The organism is Vibrio sp. R10-SF1-ISO8, from assembly GCF_059833805.1.
The window spans coordinates 86,504-105,399 of record NZ_JCBDHL010000016.1 but is presented as its reverse complement, the minus strand read 5'-3'; the positions used below and the strand labels follow the sequence as shown (position 1 = coordinate 105,399).

The 18,896-nt window shown below is 38.4% G+C and carries 18 protein-coding genes; 7 read left to right on the top strand and 11 right to left on the bottom strand.

Annotated features, from left to right (window positions below; genetic code table 11):
• Positions 1–2: 2 nt before the first annotated feature.
• The 11 genes from AC6R00_RS12425 to AC6R00_RS12375 are packed head-to-tail and all read right to left on the bottom strand — an operon-like array spanning position 3 to position 9,980.
• Positions 3–1,256, bottom strand: coding sequence for an oligosaccharide flippase family protein (locus AC6R00_RS12425; RefSeq protein WP_500640609.1), 1,254 nt, complete (start codon positions 1,254–1,256; stop codon positions 3–5).
• Positions 1,246–2,052: a class I SAM-dependent methyltransferase gene (locus AC6R00_RS12420; protein ID WP_500640608.1), complete on the bottom strand. Its 807-nt coding sequence runs from the start codon at positions 2,050–2,052 to the stop codon at positions 1,246–1,248. Before AC6R00_RS12420 ends, AC6R00_RS12425 begins: the two co-directional genes overlap by 11 nt.
• Complete coding sequence (locus AC6R00_RS12415) at positions 2,042–3,229, bottom strand: hypothetical protein (RefSeq protein ID WP_500640607.1); 1,188 nt, start codon at positions 3,227–3,229, stop codon at positions 2,042–2,044. Before AC6R00_RS12415 ends, AC6R00_RS12420 begins: the two co-directional genes overlap by 11 nt.
• A complete protein-coding gene (locus tag AC6R00_RS12410) occupies positions 3,226–4,317 on the bottom strand; it encodes a glycosyltransferase family 4 protein (protein WP_500640606.1) in 1,092 nt (363 codons plus the stop codon). Before AC6R00_RS12410 ends, AC6R00_RS12415 begins: the two co-directional genes overlap by 4 nt.
• Positions 4,318–4,343: 26 nt before the next feature.
• A complete protein-coding gene (locus tag AC6R00_RS12405) occupies positions 4,344–5,096 on the bottom strand; it encodes a CDP-alcohol phosphatidyltransferase family protein (RefSeq protein ID WP_500640605.1) in 753 nt (250 codons plus the stop codon).
• Position 5,097: 1 nt separating this feature from the next.
• On the bottom strand, positions 5,098–5,808 hold the full coding sequence (locus tag AC6R00_RS12400; protein WP_500640604.1) for a class I SAM-dependent methyltransferase: 711 nt from the start codon (positions 5,806–5,808) through the stop codon (positions 5,098–5,100).
• Entirely contained in the window at positions 5,808–6,959 is a 1,152-nt protein-coding gene (locus AC6R00_RS12395) for a DUF711 family protein (RefSeq protein WP_500640603.1), read from the bottom strand. The genes AC6R00_RS12400 and AC6R00_RS12395 overlap by 1 nt, the downstream gene beginning before the upstream one ends.
• Before the next feature lie 10 nt (positions 6,960–6,969).
• Positions 6,970–7,632 carry an NTP transferase domain-containing protein gene (locus AC6R00_RS12390; protein WP_500640602.1) on the bottom strand — a complete coding sequence of 221 codons (663 nt, stop codon included), beginning with the start codon at positions 7,630–7,632 and terminating at the stop codon, positions 6,970–6,972.
• Between the two features lie 18 nt (positions 7,633–7,650).
• On the bottom strand, positions 7,651–8,034 hold the full coding sequence (locus tag AC6R00_RS12385) for a ParB N-terminal domain-containing protein (protein ID WP_500640601.1): 384 nt from the start codon (positions 8,032–8,034) through the stop codon (positions 7,651–7,653).
• A complete protein-coding gene (locus AC6R00_RS12380) occupies positions 8,027–8,761 on the bottom strand; it encodes an NTP transferase domain-containing protein (RefSeq protein WP_500640600.1) in 735 nt (244 codons plus the stop codon). Before AC6R00_RS12380 ends, AC6R00_RS12385 begins: the two co-directional genes overlap by 8 nt.
• Complete coding sequence (locus AC6R00_RS12375) at positions 8,751–9,980, bottom strand: hypothetical protein (RefSeq protein WP_500640599.1); 1,230 nt, start codon at positions 9,978–9,980, stop codon at positions 8,751–8,753. Before AC6R00_RS12375 ends, AC6R00_RS12380 begins: the two co-directional genes overlap by 11 nt.
• Positions 9,981–10,654: 674 nt before the next feature.
• On the opposite strand from AC6R00_RS12375, the gene rfaD reads away from it, so the two are divergent.
• The 7 genes from rfaD (at position 10,655) to AC6R00_RS12340 (ending at position 18,895) form a co-directional block, all read left to right on the top strand.
• Positions 10,655–11,596 (top strand): ADP-glyceromanno-heptose 6-epimerase, encoded by a 942-nt coding sequence (rfaD, locus tag AC6R00_RS12370; protein WP_500640598.1) that lies wholly within the window; start codon positions 10,655–10,657, stop codon positions 11,594–11,596.
• A gap of 94 nt (positions 11,597–11,690) precedes the next feature.
• Positions 11,691–13,469 carry a bifunctional glycosyltransferase family 4 protein/polysaccharide deacetylase gene (locus tag AC6R00_RS12365; protein ID WP_500640597.1) on the top strand — a complete coding sequence of 593 codons (1,779 nt, stop codon included), beginning with the start codon at positions 11,691–11,693 and terminating at the stop codon, positions 13,467–13,469.
• Positions 13,470–13,513: 44 nt separating this feature from the next.
• A complete protein-coding gene (locus tag AC6R00_RS12360) occupies positions 13,514–14,710 on the top strand; it encodes an O-antigen ligase family protein (protein WP_500640596.1) in 1,197 nt (398 codons plus the stop codon).
• Positions 14,707–15,735: a lipopolysaccharide heptosyltransferase II gene (waaF, locus tag AC6R00_RS12355; protein ID WP_500640595.1), complete on the top strand. Its 1,029-nt coding sequence runs from the start codon at positions 14,707–14,709 to the stop codon at positions 15,733–15,735. Before AC6R00_RS12360 ends, waaF begins: the two co-directional genes overlap by 4 nt.
• Before the next feature lie 185 nt (positions 15,736–15,920).
• On the top strand, positions 15,921–16,712 hold the full coding sequence (locus AC6R00_RS12350) for a glycosyltransferase family 32 protein (RefSeq protein WP_500640594.1): 792 nt from the start codon (positions 15,921–15,923) through the stop codon (positions 16,710–16,712).
• A 21-nt stretch (positions 16,713–16,733) separates the two neighbouring features.
• Positions 16,734–18,008 carry a lipid IV(A) 3-deoxy-D-manno-octulosonic acid transferase gene (waaA, locus tag AC6R00_RS12345; protein WP_500640593.1) on the top strand — a complete coding sequence of 425 codons (1,275 nt, stop codon included), beginning with the start codon at positions 16,734–16,736 and terminating at the stop codon, positions 18,006–18,008.
• Positions 18,009–18,022: 14 nt separating this feature from the next.
• Complete coding sequence (locus AC6R00_RS12340) at positions 18,023–18,895, top strand: phosphotransferase family protein (protein WP_500640592.1); 873 nt, start codon at positions 18,023–18,025, stop codon at positions 18,893–18,895.
• Position 18,896 lies beyond the last annotated feature (1 nt).

Below are 18,896 nucleotides of genomic sequence, written 5' to 3'. Positions count from 1 at the left end.
AATTATCCCCCAAAGCCTTTTCGTAAGTGTACGAATGAAAGAATAACTTGCGACAATGCCACCATTAGCATTACAAAAAATACTGCCCAAAACATATATATAAATGGCAAAGTACTTAAAACTAACGGAACAGTTACAACATTTACAACACCAAAAATGGCTGTAATATTTTTTATTTTCTTATCTAAGTTAAGAATAATAAGGATATAAGTAGTAAATGCTGAAGCGACAAATAAAACTATTAAATAAACAAAATGAGAAAAAAAACCAATAGCATCATTATTTATCTTCTCTCCACTCAAGAAATAACTTAAAATCTCCACATTGAAATAATCCAAAGAAATAGACATTGTCACGGCGAGCATTATTTGAACAATCAATATACCGACAGATAGTCTTGAAAAATTATTGAAATTAGTCTTTCGCATCTTCAACAAAACTGGATAAAAGGCTTTGTTAATAGGCGCAAATAACGACGATGCACCTCTATAAACTTTCTCTGCAACACTATACACAGCGACTAGTTCTGCAGAGAGAAAAGAAGATACAAACACCGTATTAATATTCGTGTAAAAATAGACACCTAGACTAGACAAAAATAAGTCAGTTCCCTTACTAAACCTGTTTTTCATATGACATGCATTAGGCTTTACCAAGGTGTTTTCGGTAAAAGCTAATATATAGGTCAAAGCCCCTAACCCAACCAACAAAGACATCAAAGAATTCATCAGCAATACATATGCTAAAGAGTCTTCTATCGGAAAAAACAAAGACACTAGGAAAAACACTCGAGAAAATAGTGTAATCAGTAAATAAATTGACGTATTTTGGGTAGCTTGAAAGTACCATTCACTAGATAATATAAATCCGAGTAGTCTAATTAAAAGTGCTAAACATAGTGCAGAGTCTGATATCCCCATGTCTCTAGAAGAGTAAATGACAACATAAGATGAATAAAACGCTAAAAGTGCAAATATAGAAAGCAGCAATCGTATACTTAAAACCGAAGAGATTAACTCTGACATGAGTGTTGCTTGATTGATGCCAGATGCCTCTCGTGTGGCAGTTGTACGAAAGCTATATGCAACTACAGTTTCAAACATTCCAAATAAAGCTGCAATCAGCACGTAATTTGCGTATCCACTCAAGCCTAAAATACTGACTAGCAATGGAATTATCAATATGGGAAAAAGCGTGAGAACAGCTTGAATTCCATATAATGACGTAAGATTGATAGAAAATATTTTATACTTCACTTGTAGGGTTTCTTCGTTTTAATATATAGATATACTCTGTCGAGATACCAAACTTTCTCAGTAATGGTTTTAAGAAATCAAATCCTAGCCCATAACCTGTAGATATAGGCCCAGGTATAACCTTGATCACTTCATAACCTGTTTCCTCAAAAATACACTCCCAAGCAGACCGCCTAAAAGCGTGAAATTCTCTATACACATTTTCAGATATTCCGTGTACAGGGGGTAATAGTCGGGAAAAAGCACTAGTCGCTTTTCGCTCCAACTTGATGTTGTTTCCCCAAGAGGTCTTTGCACTGCGCTTATCGTTTCTCGAAAAACTTGATAGAAGGTTCTTAACCTTTACAGGATAATAGAACACAAAGGAAAATACTCGCCATGTAGGATTAGGTAAAATATGAACATGGTATGCGTCTTTACAAGCGACTAAATGAGATGATTTTAAGCAGTTTCTTACATTAGGAAGGTGCTCAAGCATGTTCGAAGAAAAAACAAGATCAAATTTTACAGGAAAGTCTATCAATTCCAAATTTTCTGCGTCAGCTACCACCAACGTTTGTGACTCGACTTTATCACCGGAGTGAAGTCGCTCTGAATTCAAGTCCACAGAAAAAAGCGTATCGGAAGTTAAATGGCTTAAAAAAGGCGACTGTGAGCAATTTCCTGCACCGAGCTCCAAAACATTAGAGAATCGATATTCAGAACCGAAATAGTCAACAATTTTCTTCACTTCTAGCTTTTTTAATTTTATGTTGCTCTCGCGCCACTTGCTAATTGTCTTGTTTTCAGACTTCACCCTTATCACCTCGAAATCTATTGAGTGTAGTTGTTAAATTTTGAAGTAAAAACCTATCGATAACATATAGACAAATTAGGAGCAATGAAGGCAAAATTATCCAGACGACAACTAATGCAGATAAATCTCCTCTGGCCGCTTTGATAATGAAGGTTAATACTGGAACAATTAAAATTGGTCCTAATCTAGCCAGTAAAGCCAAACCAGCAGTTGAGATAAAGCAGAATATTGGTAAATAAGGCCCAAAATTCAACCAAAGCTCTAACGCGTGATTAAAACCAGTTCCTGTCATATTCTCAGTGTAATACTCTGATGCCATGCGTGAATTGGATTCAAAGTTTGTTCCAAATAGATTTTGAACCCAATGAGGAAAATAAATAGAGGTATCTATATAAGAGGGGGATTCTCCAAGTAAGTAAGACTGCATAAGATTCAATGCATGCCTAGCATCCGCAGCTGAGAACCTCATGAAGTGATAAACATCGTCAAATAAAAATGTTGGCGAAGCATTTCCAGTAATGTAATTAAAAATAGACTTATAGAATAAAATTGCCATTACTCCTAGCAACGCTAGTAGAAACTTAGACCTCTTCTTCTCTATAGAAAACCAAAAGAGAGCAACAATGAATAAAATATACTCTCTCTCTCTTATAGATAGTATTATTATCAAAAAGACAAATGCTGATATTAACTTTTCTTTATAACCACCTCGAACAGCAAATAGAAAAAACATCATTGCTGTAGATATAAGAATTTCTCCAGGCCAAAATCCAACAGACGATTTATATTCAGCTCTATCTACACCAAGCCACGGGAGATAAATCATGATTGATATAGCAAGGGATATTAAAGCCATTCGCTTAGTGAAACAAAAATTAGTATTTATTTCTTTCTCTAGACGAGTGAGCCACCATTTGCTTATAAGCAGAAAGCTCATTAAGTATGAAAATAGAACAAAGACTGAAATGAGAAAACCTCGGAAAAATTCAAGATTAACTTCCAGATCTGTATAAAGATATAAATTCCCCCCCCACCCTTTAGTTAACACAAAAACGATGTAGGGATATACCAAGAAATAAAAATGCGATGTAAATAAGGCCAACATGTAAAATGTAAAAATTGACTTTGTATCTGTACTACCTTTCTTTATTGTAAGTAATTCTAGATGACCATTCATTTATAGACCTTTTCATATAGGCTTGAAACATTTTTAACGAGAGAATCGATGGAATACTGTTCTGCCACTGCCCTACATTTTAGCGCCAGAGTACGGTCAAACGTTAAGGAAGAAAATCGCGCAATCTCCATACCTAGTCTTTCACAATCCCCCGCATCTACTATAAGACTGACGTCTTTGTTTAGAATCTCACTTAATGCACCAGCATTGGTCGAAATCACAAATTTCCCACATGCCAAAGCTTCCAAAACAACTTTCGGAAACCCCTCTTTCACAGACGAAAGAATGAAGAAATGGCAGTTTGTCATCAACTCTAATACTTCAGCGCGTGATTTAGCGCCTTCAAACACAACTCGCTTTTCCAATCCTAGTTGCCCCACTAAGTTTTTGAGCTCTTTCTCTTGAGGTCCGCTACCCACTATTTTTAGAACTTGGATACTTGGATTCTCAGAGACTGCATAGGCGTAACTTTTTATGAGGGTATGGATATCCTTTTGCCATCTTAAACTAGCAACACATAACAAGTAGTCCCCTTTTTCACTATGGCTATCAGGCAATGTGAAAAAATCCGTATCGACAAAGTTTCCTACATACTTAATTGGCTTGTCACAAAACATCTCTTGCAATGGCTGAATCATTAGAGGAGAGACACAAATAAAGCCATCGTATCGACTAAACACTTTGCGAGCTAGTGTGCTCTTCTCAACTCTAAGAAAGTCCGTTCCATGAAAACCAAATACAACAGGACTACGACATACTAACTTCAGGAGAAGTCCTGTGAACATAAAACCAATGCTATGAACATGTATTAAACTAACATCCCGACGAATACTCCATAGCTCTTTTATTGAAACATAGCCGCATACTAAGTCCCCAAACAGCTTCACAGAGAGAATACGAAGACGGCTTAAAAAACCGGAGGTATCGCCTAAAACCGCATCCGGCGTTGCCATTCTGATCACTTCAACATCATTACCGAAATCATATTTATCCTCCGAGCCATTGCGGGAAACAAATATCTTTGTTTTTTCTTTAATACGATCAGAATAAAAAAAAGCATGTTGACCAGCACCCGGCTGGTTTTTCATTGGAAGAGTTCTAGTTAGTCTTACGATCATGTCCAATCGTCCAACTTGTATATGATTACAGATCTAATTAACAGCTTTAGTGTATTTACAACTGTAAATATACAAAAGTACCCTACGAGTAAATAAGGTAAATTCATATTAAATAACAATTGTATAACAGCAAAAACTGGTACTAAATGGAAGAATGCTACGTTAGTAAATAATACTTCGCCAATTAATCTTTTAGCGCCCGTTATCGGCATTTTGGTGTTTTTTTTCTTATCTTTTACTGTAGCCTTTTCACCATGATTCTTTTGAGAACTATCTACACCGACCAAAACTCTTAGATCTCTTAAGGCAATATCGCTGACATGCACCAAAACAAGCAAAAATGTAACATATAGCAAGAGAGAATCTCCAAGCCAAAGATAAAGCCCTACCCCTCCTCCTAAGTATGCGCTGATATCAGTTACATAATGCGCTACCCTATCGTAATAATCACCAGTTAAGCTTGTTTTATTAGAATATCTAGCAACCTCTCCGTCAGCAGCATCTAGTATGTTCAAGAAGATAAACGCAAGACCACCTAGAATCCAACTTAGCTCACCTCCATTAATAAAAAGACCTCCCCCAACAATACCAACAGGTATCATTGCTAAAGTAAGTACATTAGGGTGGATGTTCTTTTTATAACAATATGCGGCCATTACTGGCGACAGTTTTCCTGAGAAATATCTAGAGTAAAATTCTTTGAATGCTTGTCTACTATAAATATCAGAAACAATATCAAAAAAATTCATTCTACTTAACCTCGTAAACCATGACTCTTAGCCTCGTTTCCTGCCATTTATTCAAAGCTGACTCTTTACTAAACATGTCCATACTTTCTATTAACTGATAACTACATTCAGAAAATAGTCTCTTATATTTCTCGGGGGTTCTATATATTGCACTATAGTTATCTTCTAATGCAGATGAATACTTATCAATAATTATATGATCATGATCTAATAGTGACATTCCATCCCTCAAAATCACTCTAGATCCTTTCGACAAGTGCTTTGATAATCGTGTTAGAATATCGGTAACATCTTCATCATGTAGGTAAAGAAATAATCCCGAAATTAAAACAACATCGTAAGAGCCCTCAAATTGAAAGCTACAAACATCAGAGTGCTTGAATGCAATATTTCTTATATTTTTTTCTGTTGCTAGTTTCTGGCCGTATTTAGTTAAGCTTTCACTATATTCGACACCAATAACACTTTTGAAAAGGCTAGAAAAATGAATACTCCAATGCCCATAACCGCAGCCTAGATCTAAAAGAGTATCTTTTTCGTTAGTCTCTTCTATAATTCGATTTAGAACTTTTGATTCCAGTTCTAACTTAAGTGCAGATAACTCTTCATCTGTTTCTAGGTTGGTAAGTGAAGCCTTATTATCTGTCTCTTCCAGTTTAGCGGCTCTTGTATCCCAAAACTGTTTCACTGATTGCTTATTAAAATCTGACATTAGCGAAGCCCTTGTATACAAGTATCATTTAAAAAGTCGTGATTAAAGCGTGTGATCGCTCCAGAGCGCTTACCTTGGATAGGAAGTAGTCGTAAACCCAAAGGTTTCTGCAAACGACTGGCCATCATCGCAAGATCTCTAGCTACACCAACAATTGTTGCCTCAGATGTTTCCCCGGGAATGGGCACCATGTCTACACCAACGCCACAAACTGCTGAATACATAATCAGGTCATTTACTGTTACTGAGCCTTCTGAAAACCGTCTAGCTAAAAGGTCATCTTCCAGTACGCTTAACATTACTCCGTTGAAGCCACTAGCTTTGATATTAGCGTCAACTGCCATACGCTTAAGTTCAGCTGTTAAGCTCCCGACAACTGACAAGGCTCCTGAAGAACCGACTGTATAACCTTGATCTTCGATCAACTGAGCTACTGAATCCGTAGTATGCGGAACTGGTGCCAACGACCAATCCCCACCAAGCAATGGTATATTGCAAGAGTCTAAGGTTTTTTGTGCTCCATCGTAACAATTAGAAAGGGCTTCTAAAGCCTTATCGGATAATCTGATTTCCTTATTCGCCGCGAGCTCTTTTGCGACTACAGGCAATGACTCAATACCTAAAGATGCTCCAAAATTAGAAGAGTAAGAAAACGGGTAGTAAGGTGTACCAGAAGCTATCTCAAAGCCAATTCCAAAACGGAAATTGATTCCTCCCGTTATATCCACCCGCGACAACGATTTACACACCGAGGCATATAAATGAGCGGGAACCAAGCTATTTGAGAACTCAGACGAGCGTATAGAAATAAATAGATTGGGTAATTCTACTAATAGAGTAACTAACCTTGAAACGACAGAGTTATAAGAGTAATCCCCCATATTCCCTTTATATACTAACGGTTGATTAACCCAACGGACTCCACTAGCTCTAAACTTATCGTAGTTAACCCGAAGCCCAATTAAGGCATTTTCTAGCTCATAGAGGTCTGAGAATACGATGGTTTGAAGTGTAACTCTGGAGGTTCGGACATCTTGCATCGAAGAGACTATTGGAAGCGAAGCACAAATACGTTTAACTCTTTCATTCTCTTCGCTTGAATGGGGAATACAATCATCCCCCAAAAAAAAAGTATAAGTTCTAACTTTCACTTTAGTATTCCTACAATGCTGCTTTAGCCGATAAGTAATCATTTACAGAGTTTATTTCAAAAACATCAGGTTCAGATAACTCACCAAAATTAAAATCTACTTCGCACGCTATAATAGCTTCAACCAATGAGAGTTCAGAGTTGTTGCGACACACTTCTTTGATCTGAGTTAACAGCTCACCATTGAAAATGATCGGCCCTCTAAACATTGGATCGTTCACATCTTTAATATGCCCTGAATATACCGCGCTAATGACGTCTCCATTTAACTCTAGATTTGCTGATTCAGGACTTCGAAACTCAGTACGTAGACCAAAGACCGCAGGAGTATTGTTTTGTTTAACCTGTTCAACCGCTTGCTCTGAAAATATAAGGTCACTTGGAATGATACAGATTTTGTCGCTTGCATTTACTGGACCTACCGCTTCAAGGCCTAAAAACGCAGAGTATGCACTACCCGTTTCATGCCAAAAAGGATTAAGTACATGCTTTGCGCTATAAGTACTCGATATTACATCAGCAGCTCGGTAACCTACGACAATTGTCAAGTCATCACTAAACTGGTTACGCAATCGCTCAAATACAGTCTCTCCATCAGAAGAGATAGTCAAGGATAAACGGTTCGCACCGTCAAGAGATACGCCCATACCAGCAGCTAGTATTATAGTCTTCATAAACTCTACTCTTTATATCTACTTCAGTTTATCAAGAGGAACTGGTTCAAAGTTCTCTCTTGCTGAGGGAAAGTCATGTTTTGCTGTCTTATATGGAAAGATAACCCCAGACGCAATGTTCGATTTAATAATCTCATATGAAACGTCAACGTCATCCCTCAAACTATACAACCCTACCTCGCAATAGCTGAAACGTTCCACTGGTACATTAGATAGACCGAGGGCAAGTGCAGTCTGATGGCGATGATGACCATCCATAACAAAGCCCTCAGAACTCACGCAAATAGGCACGCTCCACTCATTTTCTTCTGTAACCTTCGATTTCAACCATTCAACTCTTTCTCGACTAAAGTCTTCAATTGGTATCAGCTCATCTGGGGACATTAATTCAAATCTACTCATTGGAATTTAACTCATCTTTTGTATTAAACGAAAATGCTTTAGCTCCAAAGTCAAAAACCGTGTGACTATAGCAATCAGTTGAATCAAAAAACACCTGATGAAAGTATTTTGGCGTTTTGTACTCTGCACTCGCGACCTGTTCAAAAAACAGACCACTCTGGTTCAACGGAATACCAACTAAGCCGAACATTTTTAGTGCTTTAGGATCCTGAGATAATCTTTGGAACTCGTCGCCTTGAGTAATTTTCGGTTCCCAACAACCATTAAGGCGTACAAGGATACCTCCATGATCATATTTGTTTGCAGAACCAATACAACCCCAAACGATATCAGTACTGTCGATTACATGGTCTGAGAAAGTTTTCAAATCATCAGATTCAAAAACGCAATCAGCTTCAATTACTAGCGATGGTCCCAACTTACAATGTTGCAAAGCACATTTTACAGAATAAAAGTTGTTATCGGAGCGACTTTGTAGGTTTTTCACATACCTAACACCGCTAATATCAGCAAGGCATTCTTTAATCTGCCCTTCTTGGGTATCATCTTCTCCGACTACTACTATTATGTTTGTGTCTATGTTGAGTTCCTTGATTTGCAGAAGGATTCTTCTAAGCAATGGGACCCCATCAAATGGAACTAGTTGTTTTAAGATCTGACCACCAGAAGAAAAAAATCGCTTTCCTTCTCCAGCAGCGAGTACAATTATATTGGTTTTATAATTCAACCTTTTTCTCCCTCAATAGTATCCTACTCAAAAAATAAATTGTCACATAGTAAACGGCAACAACACAAAACACTCCTAAATACGCGAACCCAAAATAGAAAAATGTGGAAGCGGTTACGAGAGCAAAAAAGTGCAATAGTACCAACTCGCTATATCTTCTGTTTGACATCAAGTATATATCTACCGAAGACTTGCGATAAAAATTGGAAATTTGATAAATGACGATAACGAAAAACAAGTACATCAAATCAAGTTCGGCTAACTTTGGCCCCAAATCATGGAATATTTTCCAATTGCTTAATAAATCAGAATAAGTAACAACTAGAACAAAACTAGTTATGACTGTCATCGCAATGATTAAAGAAATATGATTAAGCGCACCGCCGACCTTAGGGTTGAACTTACGGCCGTGGTACTCTTTCACCTGACTTGGCATTACAAAAAACTTTACTGCGTTAAAAAGCGTAGCGACAAATCGCTGCACCAAATCCATTGCTAATGTGGCAAAGTCTTTTGAATCTGGGTAATGAGGAAGCACCACATAGCGAAGAAAGGCAGGAACAAATCCCTCTGACACTTTCAAAAGAAAAGCGCCGCTGAAAACAGAAAACATATCGAATACGACTTTCTTCTCTCCTATCAAGCGAGCGCGAAACAATGCGGATACAGTAGAAAAATCGACAGCAAGTACTGAAAAAGAGTAAGCGAGTATAAAGAGAAATTCGAAGTTCACCTTCACGCTAAAATACCAAGAAAACAGTATCAAAATAAATAAAATGGAAGATTGAGTATACAGTAACCTTAAGGCAACTTTAAAATTTCCTTTTGCTCGATTAAGTTCCACTGAATATTGAAATAGTGATAAGACCAAAATGCCTAATATTACTCTTGGCTCCAACAACCCCATAAGCCAAATAAAAATAAAAAGTACAGATAAAAACAAAAAAGCCTTTTTAAAGATGTAAGCAAGAGTTTCTAGGCTTTTGTCATCCTCATCAGAACTAGGTAAAATAACAACCAAACTGAAATAAACAATTCCAAGGGTCATACCTGAGATATAAGATACTAGATATACATAATTAGAGTTTTCAGCATACTCGCCACTATCTAGGTAGTGAGAGAAAAACCATAAAGATGCAAGATTTAAGACTCCCGGTAAACTTCTAGAAGAAACGCTAGAAAGAACTTTAACTAACCCCTTGAATAATCCATTCAACATCGACAACCGAGACAACCCTCTAACTTTATATTAACTTTTATATACTGTACCTAGCCAGCTTTTTAGAAAAAACAACCACTTAAGATGCCTAAATGTTAGCTTAGTTGGAACACTGTTAACACTACTGGGGCTTCAAAACACCACACAAAACATACCATCGATTCTAATATCAGCACTTGTTTTAAAATCACAACAACCCAACGTTACTGCTAGGTCAAAAGGTCAGTTTCAGTGAGTCGGAATGGTATTGTAATCTATAGATGGGGTCAAACTTTATCTCCCCCCTCTTAGTGATAGAAGTAGTATGTGTGACGCAGCTTCATTTGGAACTAAGTAAACTAAGGTAGCATGACTAACTTCATATTTGACTGTATACATGGTAGCTCATGAAGTTTGGTAAAACACCAAGGCTTAGTATAATCAAGCATATCTTGATTATACTACACAGCGTTTGTATCTCGTTGCTTTCTAACTAGCATAACCTCGATCAATATTAAAATTGACAAAAACAAGGCTTATAAACCGTACTGCATCAGCATTAGTACACAATTATACTTGCTAAACATAGACACAGTTAGATGAATACTTCAACGCTGCGGGTAAACAAGAACATTTCCACCTGTCTTCATCCTTGATATAATCGACCGTCAAATCGACTATTGCAGGATTAAGCTATGATCATCGTAACTGGTGGTGCTGGGATGATTGGCAGCAACATCGTTAAAGCACTCAACAATAAGGGTATTAATGATATTCTTGTCGTGGATAACCTAAAGAATGGTAAAAAGTTCCAGAACCTTGTAGACCTAGATATTGCGGACTACATGGATCGTGATGACTTCCTTACCCAAATCATGGCGGGCGATGATTTCGGACCAATCGATGCCGTTTTCCATGAAGGTGCATGCTCAGCAACAACAGAATGGGATGGCAAATATGTGATGCTCAATAACTATGAGTATTCAAAAGAGCTGCTTCATTACTGCCTAGAGCGTGAGATTCCTTTCCTTTATGCGTCTTCTGCGGCTACATATGGCGAAACAGATACGTTTATCGAAGAAAAAGAATACGAAGGTGCACTAAATGTATACGGTTACTCAAAACAGCAGTTTGATAATTATGTACGTCGAATTTGGCAAGATGCTGAAGAGCATGGAGAAAAACTATCTCAAATAACAGGATTCCGATACTTCAACGTTTATGGTCCCCGTGAACAGCATAAGGGTTCTATGGCTTCAGTCGCCTTCCATCTCAACAACCAGATGAACGCGGGCGAGAATCCAAAGCTGTTTCAAGGTAGTGAAACATTCCAGCGTGACTTCGTGTATGTAGGTGACGTTGCCGCTGTTAACTTGTGGTTTATGAAAAGCGGCGCTTCAGGTATCTTCAACCTAGGTACAGGTAACGCAGAGTCATTCGAAGAAGTAGCCAAAGCGGTAATTAAATTTCATGGCAAAGGTGAAATTGAAACTATACCATTCCCTGAGCACTTAAAAGGCGCTTACCAAGAATTTACGCAAGCCGATCTAACTAAGCTGCGCGCAGCAGGTTGCGATCATGAGTTTAAATCTGTCGCGGAAGGCATTGCTGAATACATGCAAACTATCAACTCTTAGAGCATTTAGGGGTGACATAGACGTCAATAAAACGCTATGCTCACCTGCTCATCTATAATCTGCTAAGCGTTTTCCAAATTATTAGAGTTAAATAATGAATATCTTAATGGCACTCTCGCAGTTAGAGGTAACGGGTGCAGAAGTTTATGCCACTACCGTTGGTAATGAACTAACTGCCAGAGGGCATAACGTTCATTATGTGTCTGACACGTTAACAAAACCTTTCAAAGGCGAATATTTCAAGCTACGTTTTAACAAGCGCAGTATCCCTCGCCGCTTTTGGCATGTCGCTTATCTAGTCTATTTGATTAAAAAGCATAAGATTCAGCTTGTCCATGCTCACTCGCGTGCTTCCAGTTGGAGCTGCCATGTAGCATGTAAGATCACTGGGACGCCGATGGTGACCACAGTTCATGGTAGGCAACCAGTTCACGCATCACGAAAAAAGTTCCATGCAATGGGAGATAAAGCCCTTCCCGTATGTGAGGCCATTAAAGATCAGCTAGTGCGCGAACTAGGTGTGGCAGAAACGCAACTAAAAGTAAGCAGAAACGGTATAGAGACAGACAAATTCATTTGGTTAAAAGCGCCAGAAAATGACAAGCCGATTGTGACTATTATTGGTCGCTTAACAGGCCCTAAAGGTGATCTTTGCTATCAGCTGCTCAATGAATGTCTAGATACTGATTCTTACAATGTAAAAGTAGTTTCAGGCTCAAAAATTGAACCTCGTTTTGATAAATTTAGACAGTGCGTAGATTTTTGTGGCTACTCCAATGATGTAGCCTCGGTTTTAGCCACGTCAGATCTTGTGATCGGAGCAGGTCGGGTAGCAATGGAATCTCTGCTGTGTGGAAGACCTACTCTTGCGATAGGTGAAGCAAAAGCGATTGGTTTAGTGGATGGAAGTAATATCAAAGAAGCAATGGCGAGCAACTTTGGCGATATTGGCCCTAAAGATCTCGACATAGACTTTTCATCAATCAAGCAGCAAGTTGAAATTGGTCTACAAAGTAAACATTGTTACAAAGAAATCGTTGAAACGATTAGAGAAAACTATAGCCTAACAAACATCGTCGACCAAGTAGAAAACATCTACCAAACGGTTTACGTTGAAAAAATACGTAAAGAGATGCCAATCATTATGTACCACCGCTTCATTAAAGATGAAAGTGAAAAAGGGGTACATGGCACATATTTACATATTGATATGCTAGAAAAGCATTTCAAACTAATCAAAAAGATGGGATTTGAAACTATCACCTTTGAAGATTTGGCGGAAAAGGGCTTAATCAGTCGGCTAGAATATGGCAAGCGCTACATTATCATTACTGTTGATGATGGTTATAGAGATAACTATGAACTGCTGCTTCCGCTACTAGAAAAGTACAACTTCAAAGCTGTTGTTTACACGGTTACAGGTGAAACTTTTAATCGTTGGGATGTTGAAGTTAAAGATAATCCAGAGAAGCCCGTTTCGTTAATGAATGCACAAGAACTTAAAGCCTTGTCAGAGTCTGGACATGTAGAGATTGGGGGGCATACGGTCAGCCACCCTCACCTGGATACTTTATCTCCAGAGAGGCAAGAAGCGGAGATAAAAAATAATAAGGAAGAGTTAGAAGACCTGTTAGGAAAGCCACTAACTTCTTTTGCATATCCTTACGGCTCGTTAGATGCTGAATCTAAACATTGCGCGGAAAAGCTTGGCTATAATTTTGCTGTAGCGACCAATAGTGGTCCTCTAACCACTCATCAGGATCCATTTCAAATTCGTAGAATTGCGATTTTTCCAAGAACTGATGTATTCGGTTTATGGAGAAAAATCCGTGGTAATTACCTTTTTAAAAAGAAAGATAACTTCACAGGTTAGCTATGTTGTTTCACAAGCCTTATGAATCCTATATGAGTTGGATAATGTTGTTAGTACCAGCACTACTGCTCACGACCAGTAATTTCAGTGTGGCTGTAATAGCTATTGCTATATTGTTATCGCTAATATATTTATATTTAAATCGTAGCCATATAACTATAACCAAATTTGATATAGTTGTAACTCTTTGCCTTTCCATTTACTTTATTGGGGCGATACCAATAGTCATTTACGATGGAACAACTGCACGCTATTTCCAAGGAGGTGGAAGATTACTCCTTTGCATCCCTATTTATTATGCTCTTAAAACACACCTTTCCAAGCACCAATCGAATTATAGAGTTTATTTTGAGATAGGTCTTATTATAGGAACCATTGGTGCATTTGCGTTGGCATATTACCAGCACTTTATCATAAAAATGCCTAGAGTAGATGGTTTTTTATTCAGTATCAATTTTGGTTATCTTGCATGTTCTTTGTCTTTTCTCGCTTTGACATTTGCTCTTGAATCTAAACTAAAGGTCCTCCTTGTAATCGGATTCATGCTTTCCATTATAGCTACAATATTCACTTATACTCGTGGTGCAATATTTGCCATACCAATACTCTTAGCACTCTTAGTTATAATTAATATTAATAGATTTAAAAAGAAACATATAACCTTAGGTTGCTTAACACTATTCTTGGCTATTTTCACGCTTTATAATAATTCGACTAATTTTAAAAGTCGTATTGATTATACATATCAAGAATTCAGCTTAATAGCATCAGGCAACATTGGAAGTGCGACCTCTTCTGGTTACAGACTTCAATATTGGTATGGTGCCTTTGAAGCGTTTAAAGTAAACCCCCTCTTCGGTCTGCCATACTCTAAAAGAGAAGAGCTGAATCATCAATTATATTTAGACAAAAAAATAAGTAAAGGTGCTTCAAAAATAACAAGAGGACATGCTCATAACCAATATTTTGAGATGCTCGCAACCAATGGTTTTTTTGGACTTATAAGCATATTTGGAGTATTCGTCGCACCACTCCTTATATTTTTCCGACATTATGTAAAGTACAAAACAAACTGGTCACTTTCAGCAACACTTTTTGTTTCTGGATTTGCGATATATGGCATAACTGAAGTACCACTCACAGCCAACCTTATCGGCTCTTTCTACGGATTTATGCTCGCAGTTTTTTTCGCTAATGTTTCTGCAGAAAAATATCACTGGGAGAAACAAGAAAAGCAATGAAGATTCTAATAATTGGCCCATCATGGGTTGGCGATATGGTAATGTCGCAAAGCCTTTATACGGCGTTAAGCCATCAACATCCAAATGCTGAGATAGATGTTCTCGCTCCTGCTTGGTGTAAGCCTATCTTGGAGCGTATGCCAGAAATCAATCAAGCCATTGAGATGCCAATAGGGCATGGTGAGTTTAACCTGAGAGGTCGCTGGAAATTGGCCCGTACACTGGCTAAAGAGGGATATACCCACGCTTATATTTTACCTAACTCAGCCAAATCTGCTTTGATTCCATTCTTCGCAGGTATCAGCTCAAGAACAGGTTGGAAAGGGGAAATGCGCTATGGTCTACTCAATGACTTACGGCCAGATAAACGTGTTTTCCAGTACATGGTCGAAAGATACGTTGCATTAGCGCACCCTAAAGGTGAGATGCTTACCAACGTTGAGCTAACAAATTGCCCTAGACCAAGTCTATCCATCAACATTATCAGCCAACAAAACGTAAGATCTCGCTTAAGCTTGGAGGACACTCGACCAATTATAGGACTTTGTCCTGGAGCCGAATTTGGCCCAGCAAAGCGTTGGCCCGATCCTTACTATACGCAAGTCGCTCAGTTTGCAATTGAAAATGGCTATCAAATTTGGCTATTTGGCTCAGACAAAGACAGAGATGTCTGTGAACTTATTCGCTCGAAATTGTCGAATGAGCAAGCTCGGTTATGTTTCAACTTAGCAGGTGAAACGTCTCTGATTGAGGCAGTCGATCTATTAGCTGCGTGCCACACTGTAGTCAGTAATGACTCAGGATTGATGCACGTATCTGCAGCCGTTGGTTGTAATATCGTAGCAATTTACGGCTCGAGTTCACCAAAATACACGCCTCCACTCACCGATAAGCTAAGAATGGTGCACACTGATGTAGACTGTCGGCCATGCTTTAAGAGAGAATGTCCTCTTGGTCATTTGGATTGTCTTAACAAACTAACACCGAACACCGTAATAGATGCTCTAAAAGAGTTTATCAAATAGTGTTTCACGTACAAACAGACCAAATATTTTCATTTTCAGGTATTCGAAAGTTTTGTTCCACTGAGCCAGTTAGATATACTCTCTTCAGTAGCTCACACATTGTTCTGACCACCGTCAGTTCGATCATATAACAGAACGAATTTGGCTTGACTCGTGCTGCTCAAGCCATCGTAGGTAACAACTTTATGAACACAGCTCTAATCTTGATTTCCAACCGAGTGATTAAATTGGTTGGCAACATTTTCAAAGTATTGTCATATCCGTTTCACTTTGTTTTTCCAAAACTGCGCTTTACGATCCCTGAATACTCTGCGGCTAAGGTTCATACAAATCGTAAAAGCGATGTAACCAAAATTATCTGGCAGACAAACTTTTCTAACAAGTCGACCTTACCTGTCTATCTTAATTATCTCTTCAATCGCTTGATGTCGCTCGATTATGATTATCGATACGTCAGCACAGAAGCTCGCGGAGAGTACCTAAAAAACAACGCATCTCCCGACGTGTACGAAAGCTATATGAAGCTTAACGATGGCGCGGCTCAGGCTGATGTGTGGCGCCTCGCTGTCTTGCACAAAGAGGGGGGGATCTATATGGATATCGACGCAACTTTAGTGTGGCCACTAAAACGAATTTTGGCTGGTATCGAGTCTGCGTTGTTTATCAAGATAAAGAACAATACTGAATACACGAACTACTTTTTAGCAACTGAACCAAACAATCCTATATTCAAAGAAGCACTAGACATTATCGTTGATAATGTTATGAATTACGCTCAAGGTGAACGTGTCAAAGGTGTTTTTGATACGACAGGTCCTATGGTATTGAACAGGGTTCTTGAAAACAAAGAGGCTCAGTCTCGTGATCGAAATTATGTGTGTATCCAAGGCTCATTCACTAACGAGTACTTTCAATACATGGATAAACCACGTGGTAAATGGACTCATTTAGATCCAGATGACTTAATCAAGAAATAACGACTAAGCAGGTTATTCGCATTGATCTTCAGACTCGTCTATACAGTGCTACTCGGTCTTGTATCACCACTGTTTATCTATAGCCTCTATAAGACTAAGTCGGGTAAACCCAGAATAGGATCTCGATGGAAAGAGCATTGGGGTGTCACCCCTGCTCTTCCTTTCAGGGAGAGCCCAATTTGGATTCATGCAGTGTCTATGGGGGAAACAATAGCTGCTACGCCTCTAATTTATAAGCTAAAAGAACAGTACCCTGAGATAAACATCGTTCTAACAACTACGACAGCAACAGGTGCAGAACAAGCTAAAAAACTGGGGAAACTCGTAACACATAGGTACATGCCTTTTGATTTTCCTTTTGCCATTAACCAATTCCTTAAAATAATCAAGCCTTGTCAGCTGATCATCATGGAAACTGAAATCTGGCCAAATACGTTGTACCTCTCGAATCACGCAGGAATTCCTATAACAATAGTTAATGCACGCCTCTCCGATAAGTCCTGCAACGGTTATAAGAAGGTTCCGACTCTAGCTAAGCAACTTAACCGAAGTATTACTAGGATAGTTTGTCAGTATCCCAACGATGCAAACAACTTTAAAACGTTAGGTGTGCATCCTGAGAAATTATCCGTCTCCGGTTCAATTAAGTTCGACATAATGGTTAGTCAAGAAACAAAAGCCAAAGGTCAAACACTTAGACAAACACTTGGTTCGTCTCGCCCAGTTTGGATTGCAGCAAGTACGCATGAAGGTGAAGATGAAATAGTTATCTCTGCACACACCTCTCTTCTTAAGCATAAACCTGACGCGATTCTTATTTTGGTGCCTAGACATCCAGAACGGTTCTCTAAAGTAAAATCTCTTTCAGAAGCGAGCTTTCCTACGGTATCAAGAAGTAGTGGAGAGAAAGTCACTAATTCAACTCAAGTCTACATTGGCGATACTATGGGAGAAATGCTTGAACAAATTGAAGCATCAGATATTTGTTTTATGGGGGGAAGCCTTGTCGGTGATAAAGTGGGTGGACACAACCTATTAGAGCCTGCAGCATTGGCAAAAGCGACTTTAACTGGTCCTAGCTTTTATAACTTTCAAGATATTACACAAGCCTTGATCGCACATGATGCATGTTCAGTTGTAAAAAGTAGTGAAGAGCTCTTTGAAAGCTTACTGTCTCTGTTTAACAATGACTCACTTAGAACCAATAAAGGTCAGGCAGCATTGGAGTTTGTGCAAAGAAACTCAGGCGCAATAGAAACCACCATTCGCCTTATCGGGAATCTGGATAATAAATAAGGTTGTAGCTAGATATGCGAGAAATAAACAGTAAAATTCAAGCTGCCTCTCACTCTGGTGCAGTACTTGAAGTCATTCAAGAATCAAATTCCTATCTTGTGCGAAAAAAAATTTACTCCTCGCTAGATAGAAACTACGAAGCTATTATAAAGCAACGCAACTTTAAATCCTTAGTTACGCCATCTTATAAGATCTCTGCAATACCTGTGCTTGAAATAAACAAGACGGACAAAGAGCTATCTGTTTCTATGCCATTCATTGAAGGCCTCGGTGGTGAGCAAGTTGCCTATAAAGGCTCTAAAATTGTCGCGAAAAATTTAAAAACAGCGCTAGATTTTTACTTAATCAATTCCGTATCCCAAAGTGAAGATGGCGTTTACCCGGTTGAAGCGATTCGACAAAAGATATTATCAATTAAAGAACATCTTTCGGGAAAAGAAACTACATTACCTAATGTACAGGTTCACATAGAAACATTGCTCAACTATTGCAAGAAAGACTTGGAACTACCCTTAGGTATGTGCCATGGAGACTTAACCCTATCTAACCTCAAAGTTACTGAAGATAATCAACTAACTTTATTCGATTTTCTTAGCTGTGACATTAATAGTCCTTTACAGGACGCTGCTAAGCTTATCCAAGACTTCGACTTTGGTTGGAGCTTCAGAAAAGAAAAAGCAAGTGTCAGAATTAAAGGTGAAATTTTTTGCGAGCATGCTAAACCATCTTTCTTAGCTACATTAGAAAGGCTATTTGAGTATGAAATGAGAATCATTGAAGCTCTCACCATACTAAGAATAGCACCTTATATCCAAGACCACGATGATGTTACTATTACTTGGTTTAATTGGGCAATGACCAAGACTATGCAAAAAATAACAGGATAAC

Coding starts and splice junctions, on each gene's coding strand:
- AC6R00_RS12415 (WP_500640607.1), bottom strand. CDS start 3,229: ATGAATGGTCATCTAGAATTACTTACAATAAAGAAAGGTAGTACAGAT.
- AC6R00_RS12410 (WP_500640606.1), bottom strand. CDS start 4,317: ATGAAAAACCAGCCGGGTGCTGGTCAACATGCTTTTTTTTATTCTGAT.
- AC6R00_RS12405 (WP_500640605.1), bottom strand. CDS start 5,096: ATGAATTTTTTTGATATTGTTTCTGATATTTATAGTAGACAAGCATTC.
- AC6R00_RS12400 (WP_500640604.1), bottom strand. CDS start 5,808: ATGTCAGATTTTAATAAGCAATCAGTGAAACAGTTTTGGGATACAAGA.
- AC6R00_RS12390 (WP_500640602.1), bottom strand. CDS start 7,632: ATGAAGACTATAATACTAGCTGCTGGTATGGGCGTATCTCTTGACGGT.
- AC6R00_RS12385 (WP_500640601.1), bottom strand. CDS start 8,034: ATGAGTAGATTTGAATTAATGTCCCCAGATGAGCTGATACCAATTGAA.
- AC6R00_RS12375 (WP_500640599.1), bottom strand. CDS start 9,980: ATGTTGAATGGATTATTCAAGGGGTTAGTTAAAGTTCTTTCTAGCGTT.
- rfaD (WP_500640598.1), top strand. CDS start 10,655: ATGATCATCGTAACTGGTGGTGCTGGGATGATTGGCAGCAACATCGTT.
- AC6R00_RS12365 (WP_500640597.1), top strand. CDS start 11,691: ATGAATATCTTAATGGCACTCTCGCAGTTAGAGGTAACGGGTGCAGAA.
- AC6R00_RS12360 (WP_500640596.1), top strand. CDS start 13,514: ATGTTGTTAGTACCAGCACTACTGCTCACGACCAGTAATTTCAGTGTG.
- waaF (WP_500640595.1), top strand. CDS start 14,707: ATGAAGATTCTAATAATTGGCCCATCATGGGTTGGCGATATGGTAATG.
- AC6R00_RS12350 (WP_500640594.1), top strand. CDS start 15,921: ATGAACACAGCTCTAATCTTGATTTCCAACCGAGTGATTAAATTGGTT.
- AC6R00_RS12340 (WP_500640592.1), top strand. CDS start 18,023: ATGCGAGAAATAAACAGTAAAATTCAAGCTGCCTCTCACTCTGGTGCA.